General features: G+C 68.2%; 14 protein-coding genes. 8 read left to right on the forward strand and 6 right to left on the reverse strand.

All coding sequences use genetic code 11. The features are described from left to right. Window positions 1-303: 303 nt before the first annotated feature. The 3 genes from AC5Y5B_RS13615 (at window position 304) to AC5Y5B_RS13625 (ending at window position 1,078) form a co-directional block, all read left to right on the forward strand. Window positions 304-465 carry a DUF6480 family protein gene (locus AC5Y5B_RS13615; protein WP_500005592.1) on the forward strand — a complete coding sequence of 54 codons (162 nt, stop codon included), beginning with the start codon at window positions 304-306 and terminating at the stop codon, window positions 463-465. A gap of 149 nt (window positions 466-614) precedes the next feature. Further along, window positions 615-830 (forward strand): DUF3072 domain-containing protein, encoded by a 216-nt coding sequence (locus tag AC5Y5B_RS13620; protein WP_112631473.1) that lies wholly within the window; start codon window positions 615-617, stop codon window positions 828-830. Continuing rightward, window positions 827-1,078, forward strand: a complete 252-nt coding sequence (locus tag AC5Y5B_RS13625) for a hypothetical protein (protein WP_112631475.1) — start codon at window positions 827-829, stop codon at window positions 1,076-1,078. Before AC5Y5B_RS13620 ends, AC5Y5B_RS13625 begins: the two co-directional genes overlap by 4 nt. A gap of 32 nt (window positions 1,079-1,110) precedes the next feature. Here AC5Y5B_RS13625 and AC5Y5B_RS13630 read toward each other — a convergent pair whose 3' ends face one another. The 3 genes from AC5Y5B_RS13630 to AC5Y5B_RS13640 all read right to left on the reverse strand — a co-directional run bounded on the left by AC5Y5B_RS13630 (window position 1,111) and on the right by AC5Y5B_RS13640 (window position 4,306). Further along, a complete protein-coding gene (locus AC5Y5B_RS13630; RefSeq protein ID WP_112631477.1) occupies window positions 1,111-1,956 on the reverse strand; it encodes an MOSC domain-containing protein in 846 nt (281 codons plus the stop codon). A 60-nt stretch (window positions 1,957-2,016) separates the two neighbouring features. Beyond that, entirely contained in the window at window positions 2,017-2,790 is a 774-nt protein-coding gene (locus tag AC5Y5B_RS13635; protein ID WP_500005593.1) for a cysteine peptidase family C39 domain-containing protein, read from the reverse strand. 136 nt (window positions 2,791-2,926) lie between these two features. Then, window positions 2,927-4,306, reverse strand: coding sequence for a PPE family protein, SVP subgroup (locus AC5Y5B_RS13640; RefSeq protein WP_112631481.1), 1,380 nt, complete (start codon window positions 4,304-4,306; stop codon window positions 2,927-2,929). A 467-nt stretch (window positions 4,307-4,773) separates the two neighbouring features. Here AC5Y5B_RS13640 and AC5Y5B_RS13645 point away from each other — a divergent pair, with 467 nt between their 5' ends. Both AC5Y5B_RS13645 and AC5Y5B_RS13650 read left to right on the forward strand, forming a co-directional pair. After that, window positions 4,774-5,940: a glycosyltransferase gene (locus AC5Y5B_RS13645; RefSeq protein ID WP_500005594.1), complete on the forward strand. Its 1,167-nt coding sequence runs from the start codon at window positions 4,774-4,776 to the stop codon at window positions 5,938-5,940. A gap of 60 nt (window positions 5,941-6,000) precedes the next feature. Beyond that, window positions 6,001-7,044, forward strand: a complete 1,044-nt coding sequence (locus AC5Y5B_RS13650) for a class I SAM-dependent methyltransferase (protein WP_500005595.1) — start codon at window positions 6,001-6,003, stop codon at window positions 7,042-7,044. 14 nt (window positions 7,045-7,058) lie between these two features. Here AC5Y5B_RS13650 and AC5Y5B_RS13655 read toward each other — a convergent pair whose 3' ends face one another. Both AC5Y5B_RS13655 and AC5Y5B_RS13660 read right to left on the reverse strand, forming a co-directional pair. Beyond that, window positions 7,059-8,549, reverse strand: a complete 1,491-nt coding sequence (locus tag AC5Y5B_RS13655; protein WP_500005596.1) for an FAD-dependent oxidoreductase — start codon at window positions 8,547-8,549, stop codon at window positions 7,059-7,061. A 62-nt stretch (window positions 8,550-8,611) separates the two neighbouring features. Next, entirely contained in the window at window positions 8,612-9,454 is an 843-nt protein-coding gene (locus AC5Y5B_RS13660; protein WP_500005597.1) for a hypothetical protein, read from the reverse strand. A 156-nt stretch (window positions 9,455-9,610) separates the two neighbouring features. Between AC5Y5B_RS13660 and AC5Y5B_RS13665 the strand changes: the two genes are divergently transcribed. The 3 genes from AC5Y5B_RS13665 to katG all read left to right on the forward strand — a co-directional run bounded on the left by AC5Y5B_RS13665 (window position 9,611) and on the right by katG (window position 13,717). Next, window positions 9,611-10,897, forward strand: a complete 1,287-nt coding sequence (locus AC5Y5B_RS13665; protein WP_500005598.1) for a L,D-transpeptidase — start codon at window positions 9,611-9,613, stop codon at window positions 10,895-10,897. A 90-nt stretch (window positions 10,898-10,987) separates the two neighbouring features. Next, complete coding sequence (locus AC5Y5B_RS13670) at window positions 10,988-11,428, forward strand: Fur family transcriptional regulator (RefSeq protein ID WP_112631489.1); 441 nt, start codon at window positions 10,988-10,990, stop codon at window positions 11,426-11,428. 48 nt (window positions 11,429-11,476) lie between these two features. Then, a complete protein-coding gene (gene katG, locus AC5Y5B_RS13675) occupies window positions 11,477-13,717 on the forward strand; it encodes a catalase/peroxidase HPI (protein ID WP_500005599.1) in 2,241 nt (746 codons plus the stop codon). Between the two features lie 75 nt (window positions 13,718-13,792). Here katG and AC5Y5B_RS13680 read toward each other — a convergent pair whose 3' ends face one another. Further along, the gene (locus AC5Y5B_RS13680) at window positions 13,793-14,611 is read right to left on the reverse strand and encodes a DUF1906 domain-containing protein (protein WP_112631493.1); all 819 of its coding nucleotides are present in this window, start codon (window positions 14,609-14,611) and stop codon (window positions 13,793-13,795) included. Window positions 14,612-14,921: the final 310 nt, after the last annotated feature.

The raw sequence follows: 14,921 nt of genomic DNA on the forward strand, positions 1-14,921 counted from the left end.
CGCCGGCAACTGGCGGCTGCGCGCTCGGTTTGGATGGCTCGTGGGCGGGTACCGCCATGCCCCGACGGAGGGAGCACGCGGTGAGCTATCTACAGCCCGCCAAAAACGAAGTGCTGGGCGCGGTCAACACGGTGATCACCTGCCATCCCCGATGGCCAGGGCGCGACCGGTCACCATCGCCTGCCCCGTCGAACGGGTCGCGCAATCGTGGTGCGACCCCGACCAACTGTCGGTGGGGCATTCGGGTGGCGATGCGACCGAATGTCCCTCACGCCGCCCGCGACGAAAGGGCCGGAGTCGATCATGACTGCGCAACCGCCCGATCCTGACCCGACGCAGATTCCCGGGCTGGAGCCCGGAGGGGGCAGCGCGCCGGGCGCCACTCCCCCGGCCGCGCCCCAGACCTCGGGGGTGTCGCACCACAGCCGCCGAACACCCGCCGCTTCACTCCCAGTTTCGTGCTGACCGTGGTCGCCGTGTTTTCTTCGTCGTCGCGTTCATCGCGGTGGCGGTGCTGCTGGTGATGAAGATGACCGGGGCGGCCGGCTAGCGTGCGGAAACCGTTTGCAGCGGCTCGCGATTACGTTGGTCCGCTAGCGGGCATAGCCAAGTGCATGGCCGACGATGCCGCGCAGGCGCCACAGGAGAATCCGGAAAAGGACCAGTCGCAGTGGGTGACCGGCGATGAGCCCATGACCGGTCCGCAGCGCAGCTACTTGAACACGCTGGCGCAAGAAGCGGGCGAACAGGTTCCCGACAGTCTCACCAAGGCGCAGGCCTCCAGCCTGATCGAAGAGCTGCAACGACGAACCGGACGGGGCGGCTCGTGACCATCGGTGCAGACGACGTCCGCCGATTGCTCGCCAGCCAGGACGGGGACACGGCGCTGGTGGTGATCGAGGGGCGTGCCGCGGTCGTCACGCCGGCGGAGCTGAACTCGGACGAATACCGGGGCGCCCTGCAGGTTGCGACGCGCCAAGAGCTGGTACAGCGAGTCGGGCACGCAGAGCTGTCCGACCGCGAGTTGGCCGAGCAGGCAGAGGAACTCGACACGGCGGTGCGCAACCTGGGCGGGTGACGCCGCGTCGCGCCGCCGACGCAGACGGTGGTCTATGGCCCCAGGGTGACCGCGTCACCGACGCGGATGACGCCGTTGGTCACCACGGCGAGGTAGACCCCCGCGCATGGCTGTTTACCGTGACCGCCTGTGTCCAACCGGTTTTCGGCCGCGGGGATCCGAAGAGCCTGCGGCGCCCGGGGCAACGGTCCGTGCTCGAGCGTGGGAACCACGCAGCGCGACGTGGCCGTGAGGACGCGCAGCCGCGCCTCGCCCACGGCGATTTCGCTTCCGACCCAGTCGTTTTCGGCATAAGGCGGATAGCCCGGCGGTGTCGCGATCACCACATTCGGGCGATAGCGCAGCGCCTCCACACCGATGTGCTCGAGAGTGGCCGTCGTGACCGCGTGCAACGGGGCCTCGTCGGTGAACGACTCGCCCGGGGTGGCCGCGGCGATCCGCAGGATGCGGCCCCCGACCTCGGCGTCGAGACCGAGTTCGAGCAGTTGCTCCGGATCGGGGCGCACCAGCGTCGCACCGTCGGGACGCTGGGCGATCAGTCGGACCCGCCGTCCCGTCAACCTCGAGATCAGCTCGTCGACGCCGGGATCATCGGCGGCCACGTCGGTCCCATCGGGCAGCCGGATGCGCACCCCCTGGACGTCCGCATGCGCGGTGCACGTCAAAAGATCACGCCACAGCCGGGGATTCTTGGCGCTGGCGACATGCCCCGTTTCGCCGTCGAGCAGTGCCAATCGCCGGTCGCCGTCGGCGCCGCGCTCGTCGACCGGCAGGCAATCGAGGGTCTCGCCCAGCATCGACTTCACCGGATACCGAAGCAGCGCCTGCACTCGCATCTGCACCGCGCCAGCAGCGTCGGGGGCGGACGACTTCTCCATCAGGCACCTCGCTCGGTAGTACTGCACACTGTGCCCGAAACCGCCTGGCGCTACCAGTGATCAGCCGCGGGCCGCCGTGACGACGATGGACTGATCACTGGTCTGCCACGCCGTCATGAACGCGGTGACGCCGACTTGTTCGTCGGCGTGGTCGATACCGGGATCGTTGAGATGAACAATATCTCTGCCGGTGTCGATGCCCGTCACGACCAGGAAGTGGTCGGCCTTGGCGCGCTGGTCGTCGGCGTTCAAGATCACCGACGAGTTGACGAACGCGATGACCTTGCGGTCGTGCGCCAGGTACTGCTCGAGGAGGGGCAGGCCGTTGCGGTCCCGGTCGGACTCGGCGGTCATCTCCGATTTGATACCGAAGTGATCGAGCAGGATGACCAGGTCCGACATGGAGATGCCGTTGTCGGGCCCCGAATGGCTCGGGTCGTTCCGCGGCGCGTAGATCGGCCCCGGATTGACCCCCGAGGGCGTCGACTCCGCCAGGTCCAGCATCTGCCGTTCGGTCGGTGCGGTGCCGGTGAGTTCACCGACCACATCGGCGACCGAGATGAGGCCGCAGTTGTCCTCGAGTGACTGCGCCGCCCAATACTTCGCCGCGGCCGCGGGGTCGCCGTATATCCCGGGGGCGCTCGAGGGCGCGGGCCCGTGCGTGCGCGCAGCTGACGTACTGCTCTGTGCGGCAACGACTTTGGTCACCGAGGTGGTAGCGTCCGGGGTCGCAGGCGGCGCGGAGCCGCACGCCACCAGCGGAACCCCCGCCACAGCAATGAACGCGCCCGCCACCCCCGCGCGGGCTGCGGGGGCGAGCCGGAACCTGAACATGTGGGCTACCGAATCCCGTCGACGGTCGGATGGCCAGCAAACGGTAGCACCGGCAAGGCGGCGCCACGGCCGAATCACCGCTGAATCGTTGACCCCGTGCGGATCGAGTGACGAACGCGCGGCCGCTGCGTCCGAATCAGCCGGGCAGCAGGCGCTTTTTCTGCTCTTCGAATTCCTGCTGCGTCAAAATTCCCGCGTCGCGCAGCGATGCGAGTTCGCGCAGTTCGGCGGCGATGCTGGTGATCGGTCCGCCCGGGGCAACCTGCGGCGGTTCCGTCGGCTCGGTCGTCGGCTCCTTCGGCGCCGAGCGCGTCGCCTTCTCGAACTCACCGGCCCGGGCCCGTTCGCGGCCCAGGGCGCCACCGGTGCCGGCCATCGCGCGCCCGGCCATGCTGGCCGTAGCCATCTGACCGAGCAGGCTTCCGGTGCCGGTGGAAGCCGCCGCGGCGGCGGCCGGTGCGGCGGCGCCGGCGGTGGTGGCCGGAAGCACCAAGGCGGCCGGGCGAATCGCGGGGGCGGCGGCCGCCCAGCCCGGCGGGACCGACAGGCCGCCGACCGTGTTGGCCTGCCCGAGCCCGGCCGACGCCAACGTTCCGAATCCGCCCGCCGGGTTCGTGATGACCGGGAATGGTGATGGCGGCACGGCGCCGGTGCCCGGCCAGGACTGCACCCCGGCCCAGCCGCTGACGATGTCGTCGGTGTGGAAACCGGTCAACGCGCCGGCGATGTCGAAGGGCAGGGCGATCGTGGCCGTGGGCGCGTCGACGCCCATCCCAACCACGCTGCCAGGTGCGTCGAGGAAAACCGTGATGAGATCGGCCTCGAGGTTCAGCAGGTCCGTCGCCGACGTCGGGTCGACGGCGGCCGGACTCAGCGCGGCATTCGACAGCAGGTTGGGTACCGCCGAGAACGATTGCTGCACGGCGTTACGCGTGCTCCCCGCTGCGGTTCCGGTCGCCTGGGCCACCGCGTCGGATTGCGCGACGTCGGAGTTGGTCGTCTGGTCGGGCTGCGTGAAAGGGGTCAGCCGCGTCGCCGCCGCCGTGGACCCCGCGTAGCCGAACATCGCCGCGCTGTCCCGCGCCCACATCTCGGCGTACTCCGCCTCGGTCGTGGCTATCGCGGGCGTGTTCTGGCCGAGAACGTTCGTGGCGACGAGCGTCGCCAGCAGGGTGCGATTGGCCGTGACCACCGGGGGCGGCACCGTCTCGGCGAACGCCGTCTCGTAGGCGAACGCCGCGGTTCTGGCCTGGTTGGCGGCCTCTTCGGCCTGCGCGCCGGTGGTCCTCATCCACTCCAGGTAGGGGGTGATGGCGGCGACCATGGATGCCGCCGACGGGCCCACCCACGGGCCGGAGGTCAGCGCCGTGATCTCGGCCTCGTATGCGGTCGCCGTCGATTGCAGCGCGGCGGCCAACTCGTCCCAGGCCATCGCGGCGGCCAGCATCGGTCCCGACCCCGGACCGGCGTACATCCGCGCGGAGTTAACCTCCGGCGGTAGTACCGCGAAGTCCATGTCGTTCTCCTCCGATTGCCATCATGACCGCGAGGGCGCTCGACGATGTCGATGCGCGTCGTATGGGGATAACCAGCCGAGCAGCAAACAAATCGCTTTCCCTCCGGTGCTGCCAGTGCCGCGAACGAACACGGCCGAATAAGACCGTCCCCAGCGGTAGCGGACCGGTCTTACGCGTTGCAGGTGCTCCCACGTCAACGAATACAGCGAAATTGTTGCCGTGGGTTAACGATAGGTTACCTGTACATGACATCGGAACCTCACAAGGGTTCTGCGCGGACTGCGCAAATCTCCCTCAGCGGGTTCTCAACCGGATGGGCGCGGACCGCGCCCACCGCACCGGAGCGGCCGTCCGCGGCGCAGCCGTCCGCAAAAGCCTTGGTCAGCTGGGTCCGCGCGCGCCCGGCGAGTCGGGCTGCCTCGATTCTGCTTGGATTTGTTCCCATCCCCGCGAGTGAGGTCTGTTGATGAAAATTGTGCTGGCCGCCTACGGCAGCCGCGGCGACGTCGAGCCCTGCGTCGCCGTCGCCCGGGAGTTGCACGACCGAGGACACGACGTGGTGATCGCGGTCCCGCCCGACAAGCTCGACATGGCCGAGTCGGTGGGGCTTGCGGCGATCGCCTACGGGCCCGACAGCCGCGAGCAGATCAACATGGCCACCACGTTCGTCCGCAATGTGCAGAACCCGATGAGCGCGTTGCCGCAAGTCATCGAGCGGGTCACCGCGGTATGGATGGGCAAGAGCGAGACGCTGGTCTCGTTGGCGGCGGATGCCGAGCTGCTGGTGGCTGGGATGAACGAGCAGCGGCTCGCCGCCAACGTCGCGGAACATTTCGGCATCCCGCTGACGGCGCTGCACTTCTTTCCCGCCGAGACCCTGGAGCTGGGCGGGCTGCAGTCAGACGTCACCGGCGCGGCCGAGAGCGCGCAGCGCCGAGCGCTCGGCCTGCCCGACGCACCGCCGGCGCGATCGCCGCTGGAGATTCAGACCTACGACGAGCTGTTGGCGCCCGAGCTGGCACAACAATGGGCCGGCTCGGGATACCGGCGGCCCTTCGTCGGGTCGCTGACCCTCGGACTGCCCGCCGAGGTCGACGACGACGTGCTGTCCTGGATAGCCGACGGCACGCCGCCCATCTATTTCGGATTCGGCAGCACGCCCGTCACCTCACCCGCCGAGACGGTCGCCGTGATCAGCGCGGCCTGCGCGCAGATCGGCGAGCGGGCGCTGATCTGCAGCGGCCCAAACGATTTCACCCGTATCCCGCCCGCCGACCACGTGAAGATCGTGGAGACGGTGAACCATGCCGCGGTGTTTCCGGCTTGCCGAGCGATCGTGCACCACGGCGGCGCGGGCACCACCGCCGCGGGCCTGCGGGCCGGCGTGCCCATGCTGATTCTGTGGCTCTGGCTCGATCAACCGATCTGGGCCGCCGCGGTCGGCAAGCTGGAAGTCGGCGTGGAGCGGGCGTTCTCCGCCTCCACCCTGGACTCGTTGGTCGCCGACCTGCGCTCGGTGCGCTCTGCGCACTACCTCAGCCGGGCCAGGGAGGTCGCCACCCGGATGACCAAACCCACCGAAAGCGTCGCGGCGGCGGCCGATCTCCTCGAACGCGCCGTCCGCCGCGCGTAGCCGGAGCGCCAGTTGGCCCGAGCGGTGGTGTAAAGCCAGAAGGTCATGTAAAAGGTTCTGGTGCAGGATCCGCCGAATGCGTCGTTCGACCCGCCGATGCTGCGCGAAGCGATGATCAGGCGGCTGTATCGGCGCTTGTCGGCCGAGGGCCACATCAGGGTGCCCGCGGTGCCTGCCCTCCTCGACGAGTACGTCCAGCTGTGCGGCAACGTCTGCGCCACCCTGGGCGTCTGGTACACCCCGGAAAACTCGGCACGGTTGCGGGCCGCGCTGGAAGTCGAGTTGGCGAAGGCCTTCAAGGCCTCCCCCCGCTCGGAGGTGTTGATCTCCTATCAGGCCCCGTTCGGGACGGACGTGAATTTCCGGGTCCAAGCCGACTGGCGCACGGTCGAGGCCGACTATGACCAATGGGTGCAGGTCCGCCCGCCGCCGCTGTTCGGCACCGAACCGGACGCACGCGTGTTGGCCCTGGCGGCGGAGGCGGCGGATCCTTCGGCCTATCGGGTGTTGGACGTCGGCGCGGGAACCGGACGCAACGCGCTGGCGCTGGCCCGGCGCGGACATCCGGTCGACGCGGTCGAGATGACCGCCAAGTTCGCGGAGGTGATCGTTGCCGACGCGGCGGGTGAATCGTTGAGTGTGAACGTCATTCAGAGCGATGTCTTCACGGCGATGGAGGGCGTGCGGGAGCGGTACCAGCTCATGGTGCTCTCGGAGGTGGTGTCCGACTTCCGGACGACGCGCGAGTTGCGCGGCATGTTCGAACTCGCCACCGATTGCCTGGCCCGCGGCGGCCGTTTGGTTTTCAACACCTTCCTGGCCCGCGACGGCTATGTTCCCGACGACGCCGCGGTGCAATTCAGTCAGCAGTGCAACAGCATGATCTTCACCCGCGACGAGGTGGCCGCGGCGGCGGCCGGCCTGCCTTTCGAACCGATCGCCGACGACTCCGCCTACGAGTACGAGAAGGCGCGATCAGCTTCGGACGCCTGGCCGCCCACGGGATGGTTCGAGGGCTGGGCCGGCGGACTCGATGTGTTCGACGTCGAGCGCGACGATTCCCCAATCGAGTTGCGCTGGCTCGTCTTTGAAAAGACGGGCTGACTTGGACGTCCGGTCTACGCGGTCAGATCGCGGGTGGCCGGCCCTTCCAGCAAGGTGCCGTCGGGCGCGAACCGCGACCCGTGCAGCGGGCACTCCCACGCCTTGTCGGCGTCGTTCCAGTTCACGATCCCGCCGAGGTGCGGGCACACCGGCGAGACGCGATGCTCGGTCCCGTCGACGCGACAGCGCGCCTCCAAATGCCATGGCGGGCCGCTCACCACACCGCCTTCCCCGTCGACCGGGCTGCGGCGGTGCGTCCGTATCGCCGGGGTGATCCACCCCTTCGTCAGGTTGAAGCCGACCTCGAGGTTGGCCTGCAAGGCGGTCGTCAGACCCGACAGCTCGTGCGGACTCCAGCTGGCGAACGCGCGGGCCCAATCCATCCGCCCGCCCAGGATGCGGCTCGACAGCGCCAGCGCCGCGGCGGCGCCGTTGGTCATGCCCCACTTGTTGAATCCCGTTGCGACAAAGATGCTTTCGGTGCTCGGCAGGATCGGGCCCACATAGGGCAGATGGTCGATGGGCGTGTAGTCCTGTGCCGACCAGAAGTGGGTCTGCACGGCACCGGGATAGTGCTTGCGCGCCCACGCCGACAGCTCGTCCAGCGCCTGGGACGGACTCTTCTCCCGCCCCACGGTGTGACCGGCCCCGCCCACGATCAGCCTCTCCCCGTCAGCTACCGGGGCATATCGCACCGAACGGGTCGGCGAGTCGGTGGAAATCATCATCGGCCGGGTGATGTTGCCCGGCACCGTGAAGGCCAGGCAGTAGGAGCGGCTGGGCTTCACCCGCGCGAAATACCCGCCCCGGTCCAGGATCGGGATGCCGGTGGCGAGCACCAGCTGGTCGGCCTGCAGCTCGACGTCTCGCTCGGCGGCGTCGTTGACCTGCACGCGCACCTTCTTGCCGCGCCAGGAGACCCGCCGGACCCGGCTGTGCTCGACCAGCCGTCCGCCCCGGTCGAGCAGTTCGACGGCCAGCGAGTCGAGGAATGACATCGGGTCGAACTGCGCCTGGTCGGCCAGTCGCACCCCGCCGTGATACGCGAACGGCACGTCGGCGTCGTCGTCCCACACCGCCGGCAGTCCCACCGCCTGACACGCGGCCAGTTCCGCGCGCGCCGACGGGACACCCCGCACGGACTGGGCATAGGTGTAGGCGTCCTCGCGCTGCACGGCCACGCCCTTGGCCTCGCAGTGGTCCAGCACCCACTCCTGGCCTTCGCGGTTGCCGTCCACGTACGCGCGTGCCACGTCCCGGCCGTGCCGCGGTAACACCTTGGAAAGCTGACTGCCCTGCAGCAGGCTGATTTTGGCGGTGGTGTTGCCGGTCGCGCACGCCCCCACGGTGCGCGCCTCCAGCACCAACACGTCCTTGCCGGCGCGGGCCAGCAGGACCGCCGTCATCAGGCCGGTGATGCCGGCGCCCACGACGATGACATCGGCGGACGAGGTGCCTTGGTCAAGCCGGCTTGCGGTCCAGGGCTGTTCTGTTCGTTCTGTCATCCACAAAGAGGTCACGGCTTTGCTGATACCCCGGCCCGGCCCGGGGAAACGCCCGGCCGGGCTCACACCCGCTTCAACCGCGCTTTGGCGTCCTGCATCGATGCCGCGGCGGCGCGGCTCAGTTGCCGGGCCTCGTCGTAGTCCTTTTCGGCGGTGCCGAGGTCCTTTTCGGCGGTGGCGAGTTCCCGTTCGGCCGCCCGCAGCGCCCGCGCCGCATCGTCACGTCGCCGACGGGCGGCCGCTCGCTGGGCCTGTCGCCGCGACAACACGTCATCGGCCTCAGCTTTGACGCGTTGGGCGGTGTCGACGGCCGCGCTCAACTTCTCTCGCCGTTGCGCCTGCGCCCCGGCGTCCGCCGACTGCGCCGCAGGCCGCTTCCGCGCCGGCGTGCCGGGGCGCTTCGCCGGTTCGCGCGGCACATCCGCCGATTCCGGAACCGCGCCGCCGAAGGCGCCGAAGCCCGACCACTGCTCGGGGCGGGTCAACCGGCCCAGGCGTTCTCCGACCTCCGGGTCGGCGATGGCGGCCTGCAGCGTGCTGGTCAGGTCTTCGCGCACGGCCGCCGACGGTTGCGTGAGACCGGCCGCGTCGAGCGCCTTGCGGGACAGCTCGTCGATGAGTTTGCGTTGCTGGGCCGTCAGGTCCCGGATTTGGCCGCCATCCATCGCCGCGTGCGCGGCGCGCAGCCGCTCCCCGAGGTCGGCGAGCCGCTGCCGGGTATCCGTGTGCCGCAGCGCCAACCGGTTGACGATCCACGCGGCCGTCGTCGGCTTGTTGGCGGCGGAAATCCGTTTCGCCGCGGCGGCATCGCCGCGCTGTTTGGCCGCGGCGGCCAATTTGGTGCGCTGCGCGGTGAACTCCGTCGGCGCCGCCTCGTAGAGGCTGTCGAGTTCGTCATCGGCCATGAAGACATGATCTCTCGCGAAGGCCCGTTGCAGGCCCGGGTGACGCCCGGCGGTTTAGAAACCGCATGTCGCGGGATACCTCATCTACAACATCGACTTCGCTGGGCAGAACTTTCCACGCCTGCGAGAACCAGAAAGCAGGGATCCGGCAGCTCCATGATGTCCAAGAACAGTGACCAGCTCGTCGGCCGGATCCACCGGGTCAGCCGGCCGCGCCGACTCCTGCTCGCGGTGTGCGTGCTCGTCGCCGCGGTGGCCGCGATATACGTTGCGTCGACCACACATTGCCCGGGCGGCCACTGCGGTCAAAGCGGTGCGCCCACGAAAACCGCTGGGCCGGCCCAGATAACGATCACTCCCGCCCCCGACTCCCGTGACGTCGACCCGGTCGCCCCGGTCACGGTCAAAGCCGAGAACGGAACCCTGACCGGCGTCGACATGGTCAACGAGAGCGGCAAACCGGTCGAGGGTGTCATGACCCCCGACAACACGGTGTGGAAGCCGACCGTCCCGCTGGGCTACGGACGCACCTATACCCTCACGATCACCAGCAGCGGCGTCAGTGGTGTTGCGGCCAAGCAGGTTTCGTCCTTCTCCACGCTGAAGCCGTCCAACCAGACCAAGGTGTCGTTCACCGCTACGTCGGAGGCCGCGCTGCACGACGGTGGCACCTACGGCGTCGGGACGGTGATCGTGGCGCACTTCGACGAGAAGATCTCCGATCGTGCCGCCGCCGAGCGACAGCTGTCGGTGACGACCAACCCGAAAGTCGAGGGATCCTGGTACTGGGTCGACGACCAGAACGCCCATTGGCGGCCCGAGCACTACTACGCCCGCGGCACAACCGTCACCGTCGAGGCAAAGATCTACGGAATAGCGTTGGGCGACGGCCTGTTCGGGCAAGACGACACCAAGGTGTCGTTTCGGATCGGCGACGCACACGTCTCGATCGCCGATGACGCCACCCACCAGGTCAGCGTCTTCGACAACGGAACCCTGGTACGCACGATGCCCACCAGCATGGGGATGGGCGGCACCGAAGACGTCGGCGGCAAGACGATCTCGCTATGGACGCCCTCGGGCATCTACACCGTGCTGGACAAGGGCAATCCCGTCATCATGGACTCGTCGACCTTCGGGCTGCCCAAGAACTCCAGGCTCGGATATCGCGAGACCATCAACTGGGCCACCAAGATCAGCAGCGACGGCATCTATCTGCACGAGCTCGACGCGACGGTATGGGCCCAGGGCCATCGCGACACGTCCCATGGCTGCTTGAATCTCAACGCCGACAACGCGAAATGGTTCTTCGAATTTTCGGTGCCGGGCGACGTCGTCGAGGTCCGCAACAGCGGCGGACCGCCGCTGACGTTGGCGCAAAACGGCGACTGGACGCTGAGCTGGGACGACTGGCGCAAGGGCAGCGCCCTGAAACCCACCTGAGCGTGACCCAACTCATTCGTCACTCGCCGTTGTGCCCCACTTCACAATAAAGTCTTGACTCGTTCCAAATAAGTGCGTCATATTGGTGGCGTGTCATCGACGGCCGATTACGCGGACAGGTTGCGGATGGCCGACCTGCGGGTGACCCGGCCCAGGGTTGCCGTGCTGGAAGCCGTGGACGCCAATCCGCACGCCGACACCGAGACCATCTTCTCGGCGGTCCGGGTTGGCCTGCCCGATGTTTCGCGCCAGGCCGTCTACGACGTGCTCAATGCGCTGACCGCCGTCGGTCTGGTCCGGCGCATCCAGCCGCTGGGCATGGTCGCGCGCTACGAGTCGCGGGTCGGCGACAACCATCACCACGTCGTGTGCCGATCCTGCGGGATCATCGCCGACATCGACTGCGCCGTCGGTGACGCTCCCTGCCTCACTCCCTCCGACGACGACGACGTTCTCGATGGCTTCGTCCTCGACGAGGCCGAAGTCATCTACTGGGGCCTGTGCGCCGATTGCACGACGGCAGGCTCTTGATCACAACCGTGATCGCAGCCCGTTTCACCCACCCTCGAAAGGAATGCTGTGTCATCTGATACATCCGCTAGCCGTCCACCCGAGCCCGGCGCAGGGACGGCGAGCCACAGCGAAAGTGAAAACCCAGCAATCCCTTCACCGCAGCCGAAGTCGAGTGCGCCACGGACAAACCAGGACTGGTGGCCCAACCAGGTAGACCCGTCCAGGCTGCACCCGCATGTCGCGCAGTCCAACCCGCTCGGCGAGGACTTCGACTACGCAGAGGAGTTCGCCAAGCTCGATGTGGAGGCGCTCAAGGCCGACATGATCAAGCTGCTGACCACCTCGCAGGACTGGTGGCCCGCCGACTACGGCCACTACGGGGGCCTGTTCATCCGGATGAGCTGGCACGCCGCCGGCACCTACCGCATCTATGACGGCCGCGGCGGCGGCGGCCAGGGCATGCAGCGCTTCGCGCCGCTCAACAGCTGGCCGGACAACGCGAGCCTGGACAAGGCGCGCAGGCTGCTGTGGCCGTTGAAGAAGAAGTACGGCAACAAGATCTCCTGGGCGGACCTGCTGCTGTTTGCCGGGAACACAGCCCTGGAATCCATGGGATTCAAGACGTTCGGCTTCGCCTTCGGCCGCGAAGACGTCTGGGAGCCCGAGGAGATCCTCTTCGGTGAAGAGGAAGAGTGGCTGGGCACCGACAAGCGCTACTCGGGCGACCGCGATCTCGCGCAGCCCTACGGCGCCACCACCATGGGTCTGATCTACGTCAATCCGGAAGGCCCCGAAGGCAAGCCGGACCCGGTCGCGGCCGCGATCGACATCCGGGAGACCTTCGGCCGGATGGCGATGAACGACGAGGAGACCGCCGCGCTGATCGTCGGCGGCCACAGCTTCGGCAAGACCCACGGTGCCGGCGACGCCGACCTGGTCGGTCCGGAGCCCGAGGCCGCCCCGATCGAACAGCAGGGGCTGGGCTGGAAGAGCTCCTTCGGGAGCGGCGTGGGCAAGGACGCCATCACCAGCGGCCTCGAGGTGGTCTGGACGCCGACGCCGACCAAGTGGGACAACTCCTTCCTGGAGACGCTGTACGGCTACGAGTGGGAGCTGACCAAGAGCCCCGCCGGGGCCTGGCAGTTCACCGCCAAGGACGGCGCGGGCGCCGGGACCATCCCCGATCCGTTCGGCGGACCGGGACGCGCCCCGACGATGCTGGTCACCGACATCTCGTTGCGGGAAAGCCCGATCTACCGCGACATCACCCGGCGCTGGTTGGACCACCCCGAGGAGCTGGCCGACGCCTTCGCCAAGGCCTGGTACAAGCTGCTGCACCGCGACATGGGACCGGTCACCCGCTTCCTGGGACCGTGGATTCCCGAACCGCAGCTGTGGCAGGACCCGGTGCCGGCGGTCGACCACGCGCTGGTCGACGAGAAGGACATCGCGGACCTGAAGAGCAACGTCCTCGCGTCCGGTCTCTCCGTCCCGCAGCTGGTCAAGACCGCCTGGTCGGCCGCGGTCAGCTACCGCAACACCGACAAGCGCGGTGGCCCGAACGGCGGACGGCTGCGCCTCGAACCGCAGCGGAGCTGGGAGGTCAACGAGCCCTCCGAACTCGACAAGGTGTTGCCGGTGCTGGAGCGGATCCAGCAGGACTTCAACGCCTCGGCCTCCGACGGCAAGAAGATCTCGATCGCGGACCTGATCGTGCTGGCCGGTTCCGCCGCGGTCGAAAAGGCCGCCAAGGACGCCGGCTACGAGATCTCGGTGCACTTCGCCCCCGGGCGCACCGACGCCTCGCAGGAGACCACCGACGTGGAGTCGTTTGCGGTGCTCGAACCGCGGGCCGACGGGTTCCGCAACTATGCGCGGCCCGGCGAGAAGGCCCCGCTCGAGCAGCTCTTGCTGGACCGGGCCTACATGCTCGGCGTGACCGGTCCGGAGCTCACCGTGCTGGTCGGCGGGTTGCGGGCGCTGGGCGCCAATCACGGCGGCAGCAAGCACGGTGTCTTCACCGACCGGCCGGGCGCGTTGACGAACGACTTCTTCGTCAACCTGCTCGACATGGGCACCGAGTGGAAGGCCTCGGAGACCGCGGAGAACGTCTACGAAGGGCACGACCGCGCGTCCGGCGCGCTCAAGTGGACCGCGACCCCGAATGACCTTGTGTTCGGCTCGAACTCGGTGCTGCGTGCGCTGGCCGAGGTTTACGCCCAGGACGACAACCACGGGAAGTTCGTGGAGGACTTCGTCGCGGCGTGGGTGAAGGTGATGAACAACGACCGGTTCGACCTCAAGTAAGACCCGGTCACCGACGAAAAGCGGCACCCCGCGAGCGGATGGCTCGCGGAGTGCCGTTCTTTCATGCCGTGCGGTTCAGCGGTCCAGGTCCCACTGCCCGAAATCGGCGGCGAGGACGTCGTCGACGTCCACATTGATGCCGCCGAGTAGCGGCCCCGGATTGCCCGGGCTGTTCACGACCGTCTGGTAGAGCACCGCCGCGGGTTCGCGTTCGCCGTGCGACCACGACCTCGTCTGCCATGCCCACTGGTGCCCGGCGCTGGTGGACGGCCCGATGACGCCGTCCCTGATCGCCCACCCGCACGCCTGGGCATGTCCGTAGATGCCGGTGCGGCCCACGCCCAACACCGAGTTGATGCCCCGAAACCATTGCATGGCAAGGGTATTCCACGTGTTGGCGTCGATGTCATCGTCGACGCTGAAAAAGATCGGGGCCGAGTTCGGGCCTCCGGCCGCCGAGTGCAGCTCCATGGCCGTGCGTGCGTCCGCCACGCCGCCGTCATAGCCGCGGGTCAGATCCGACGGATCGGGCCACCCGGGCTTGCCGTATTGAAAGTTGCTGACGATATGCAGGCCCGCCGCGCGCAGTGCATCGGCGTACTGCCGGGTCAGCGGTTTGGCTTCGAAGTTGGCGCCCGGCCGCGACTGCGACACGTAATTCACCACGCCGTCATAGCCCGCCGACTTGATTTCCTCCGGTGCGATCCTGCGCTCGGCGAAATCGATCAGCTTCATCCCGGCCGCCGAGGCCCTCGAGCCGTCCGGGCCTGCGGCCAGCGCGCCCAGGCTCAGCAGGGCCGGCGCCACGACATAGGCGCCGGCGTATTTGAGGACCTCGCGCCTGGACGGCGACCGCGCATCGCCGCGTGCACTCGGTCCGGCCGAATCCCGCACCGCGCGATGGTAGCAAAAGCCCCGCGCCCGCCCCCGGGCGATCGTCGCCGGTCAGCGCCGATCAACGTCGGCGTCTCGCGTTCGTAACCGACCGGTCGGAAAGATGGCGGACACCGACCAGTGGCATGATCTTTGCGTGTCGGACATCCCGGGGGCCGCCTGCGCGAGCGACGGCGAATTCCCGGCTCGTTGCGCACGATTAGGTGATCGAACTATAGTCTGGACACATGTCCAGTTTGCTGTCGCGGAGTTCGGGAGTCCGTTGACCGCGATGTATTCGGCGCCATTCCGCGGTCATTTTCCAGCAAAG

This window comes from Mycobacterium sp. NGS33 (assembly GCF_059812885.1).

What these genes read in the sequence shown, in the direction of transcription:
- AC5Y5B_RS13630 (WP_112631477.1), bottom strand. Translation starts at nt 1,956, where the DNA reads ATGGAGAAGTCGTCCGCCCCCGACGCTGCTGGCGCGGTGCAGATGCGA.
- AC5Y5B_RS13620 (WP_112631473.1), top strand. Translation starts at nt 615, where the DNA reads ATGGCCGACGATGCCGCGCAGGCGCCACAGGAGAATCCGGAAAAGGAC.
- AC5Y5B_RS13615 (WP_500005592.1), top strand. Translation starts at nt 304, where the DNA reads ATGACTGCGCAACCGCCCGATCCTGACCCGACGCAGATTCCCGGGCTG.
- AC5Y5B_RS13635 (WP_500005593.1), bottom strand. Translation starts at nt 2,790, where the DNA reads ATGTTCAGGTTCCGGCTCGCCCCCGCAGCCCGCGCGGGGGTGGCGGGC.
- AC5Y5B_RS13640 (WP_112631481.1), bottom strand. Translation starts at nt 4,306, where the DNA reads ATGGACTTCGCGGTACTACCGCCGGAGGTTAACTCCGCGCGGATGTAC.
- AC5Y5B_RS13645 (WP_500005594.1), top strand. Translation starts at nt 4,774, where the DNA reads ATGAAAATTGTGCTGGCCGCCTACGGCAGCCGCGGCGACGTCGAGCCC.
- AC5Y5B_RS13655 (WP_500005596.1), bottom strand. Translation starts at nt 8,549, where the DNA reads ATGACAGAACGAACAGAACAGCCCTGGACCGCAAGCCGGCTTGACCAA.
- AC5Y5B_RS13660 (WP_500005597.1), bottom strand. Translation starts at nt 9,454, where the DNA reads ATGGCCGATGACGAACTCGACAGCCTCTACGAGGCGGCGCCGACGGAG.
- AC5Y5B_RS13665 (WP_500005598.1), top strand. Translation starts at nt 9,611, where the DNA reads ATGATGTCCAAGAACAGTGACCAGCTCGTCGGCCGGATCCACCGGGTC.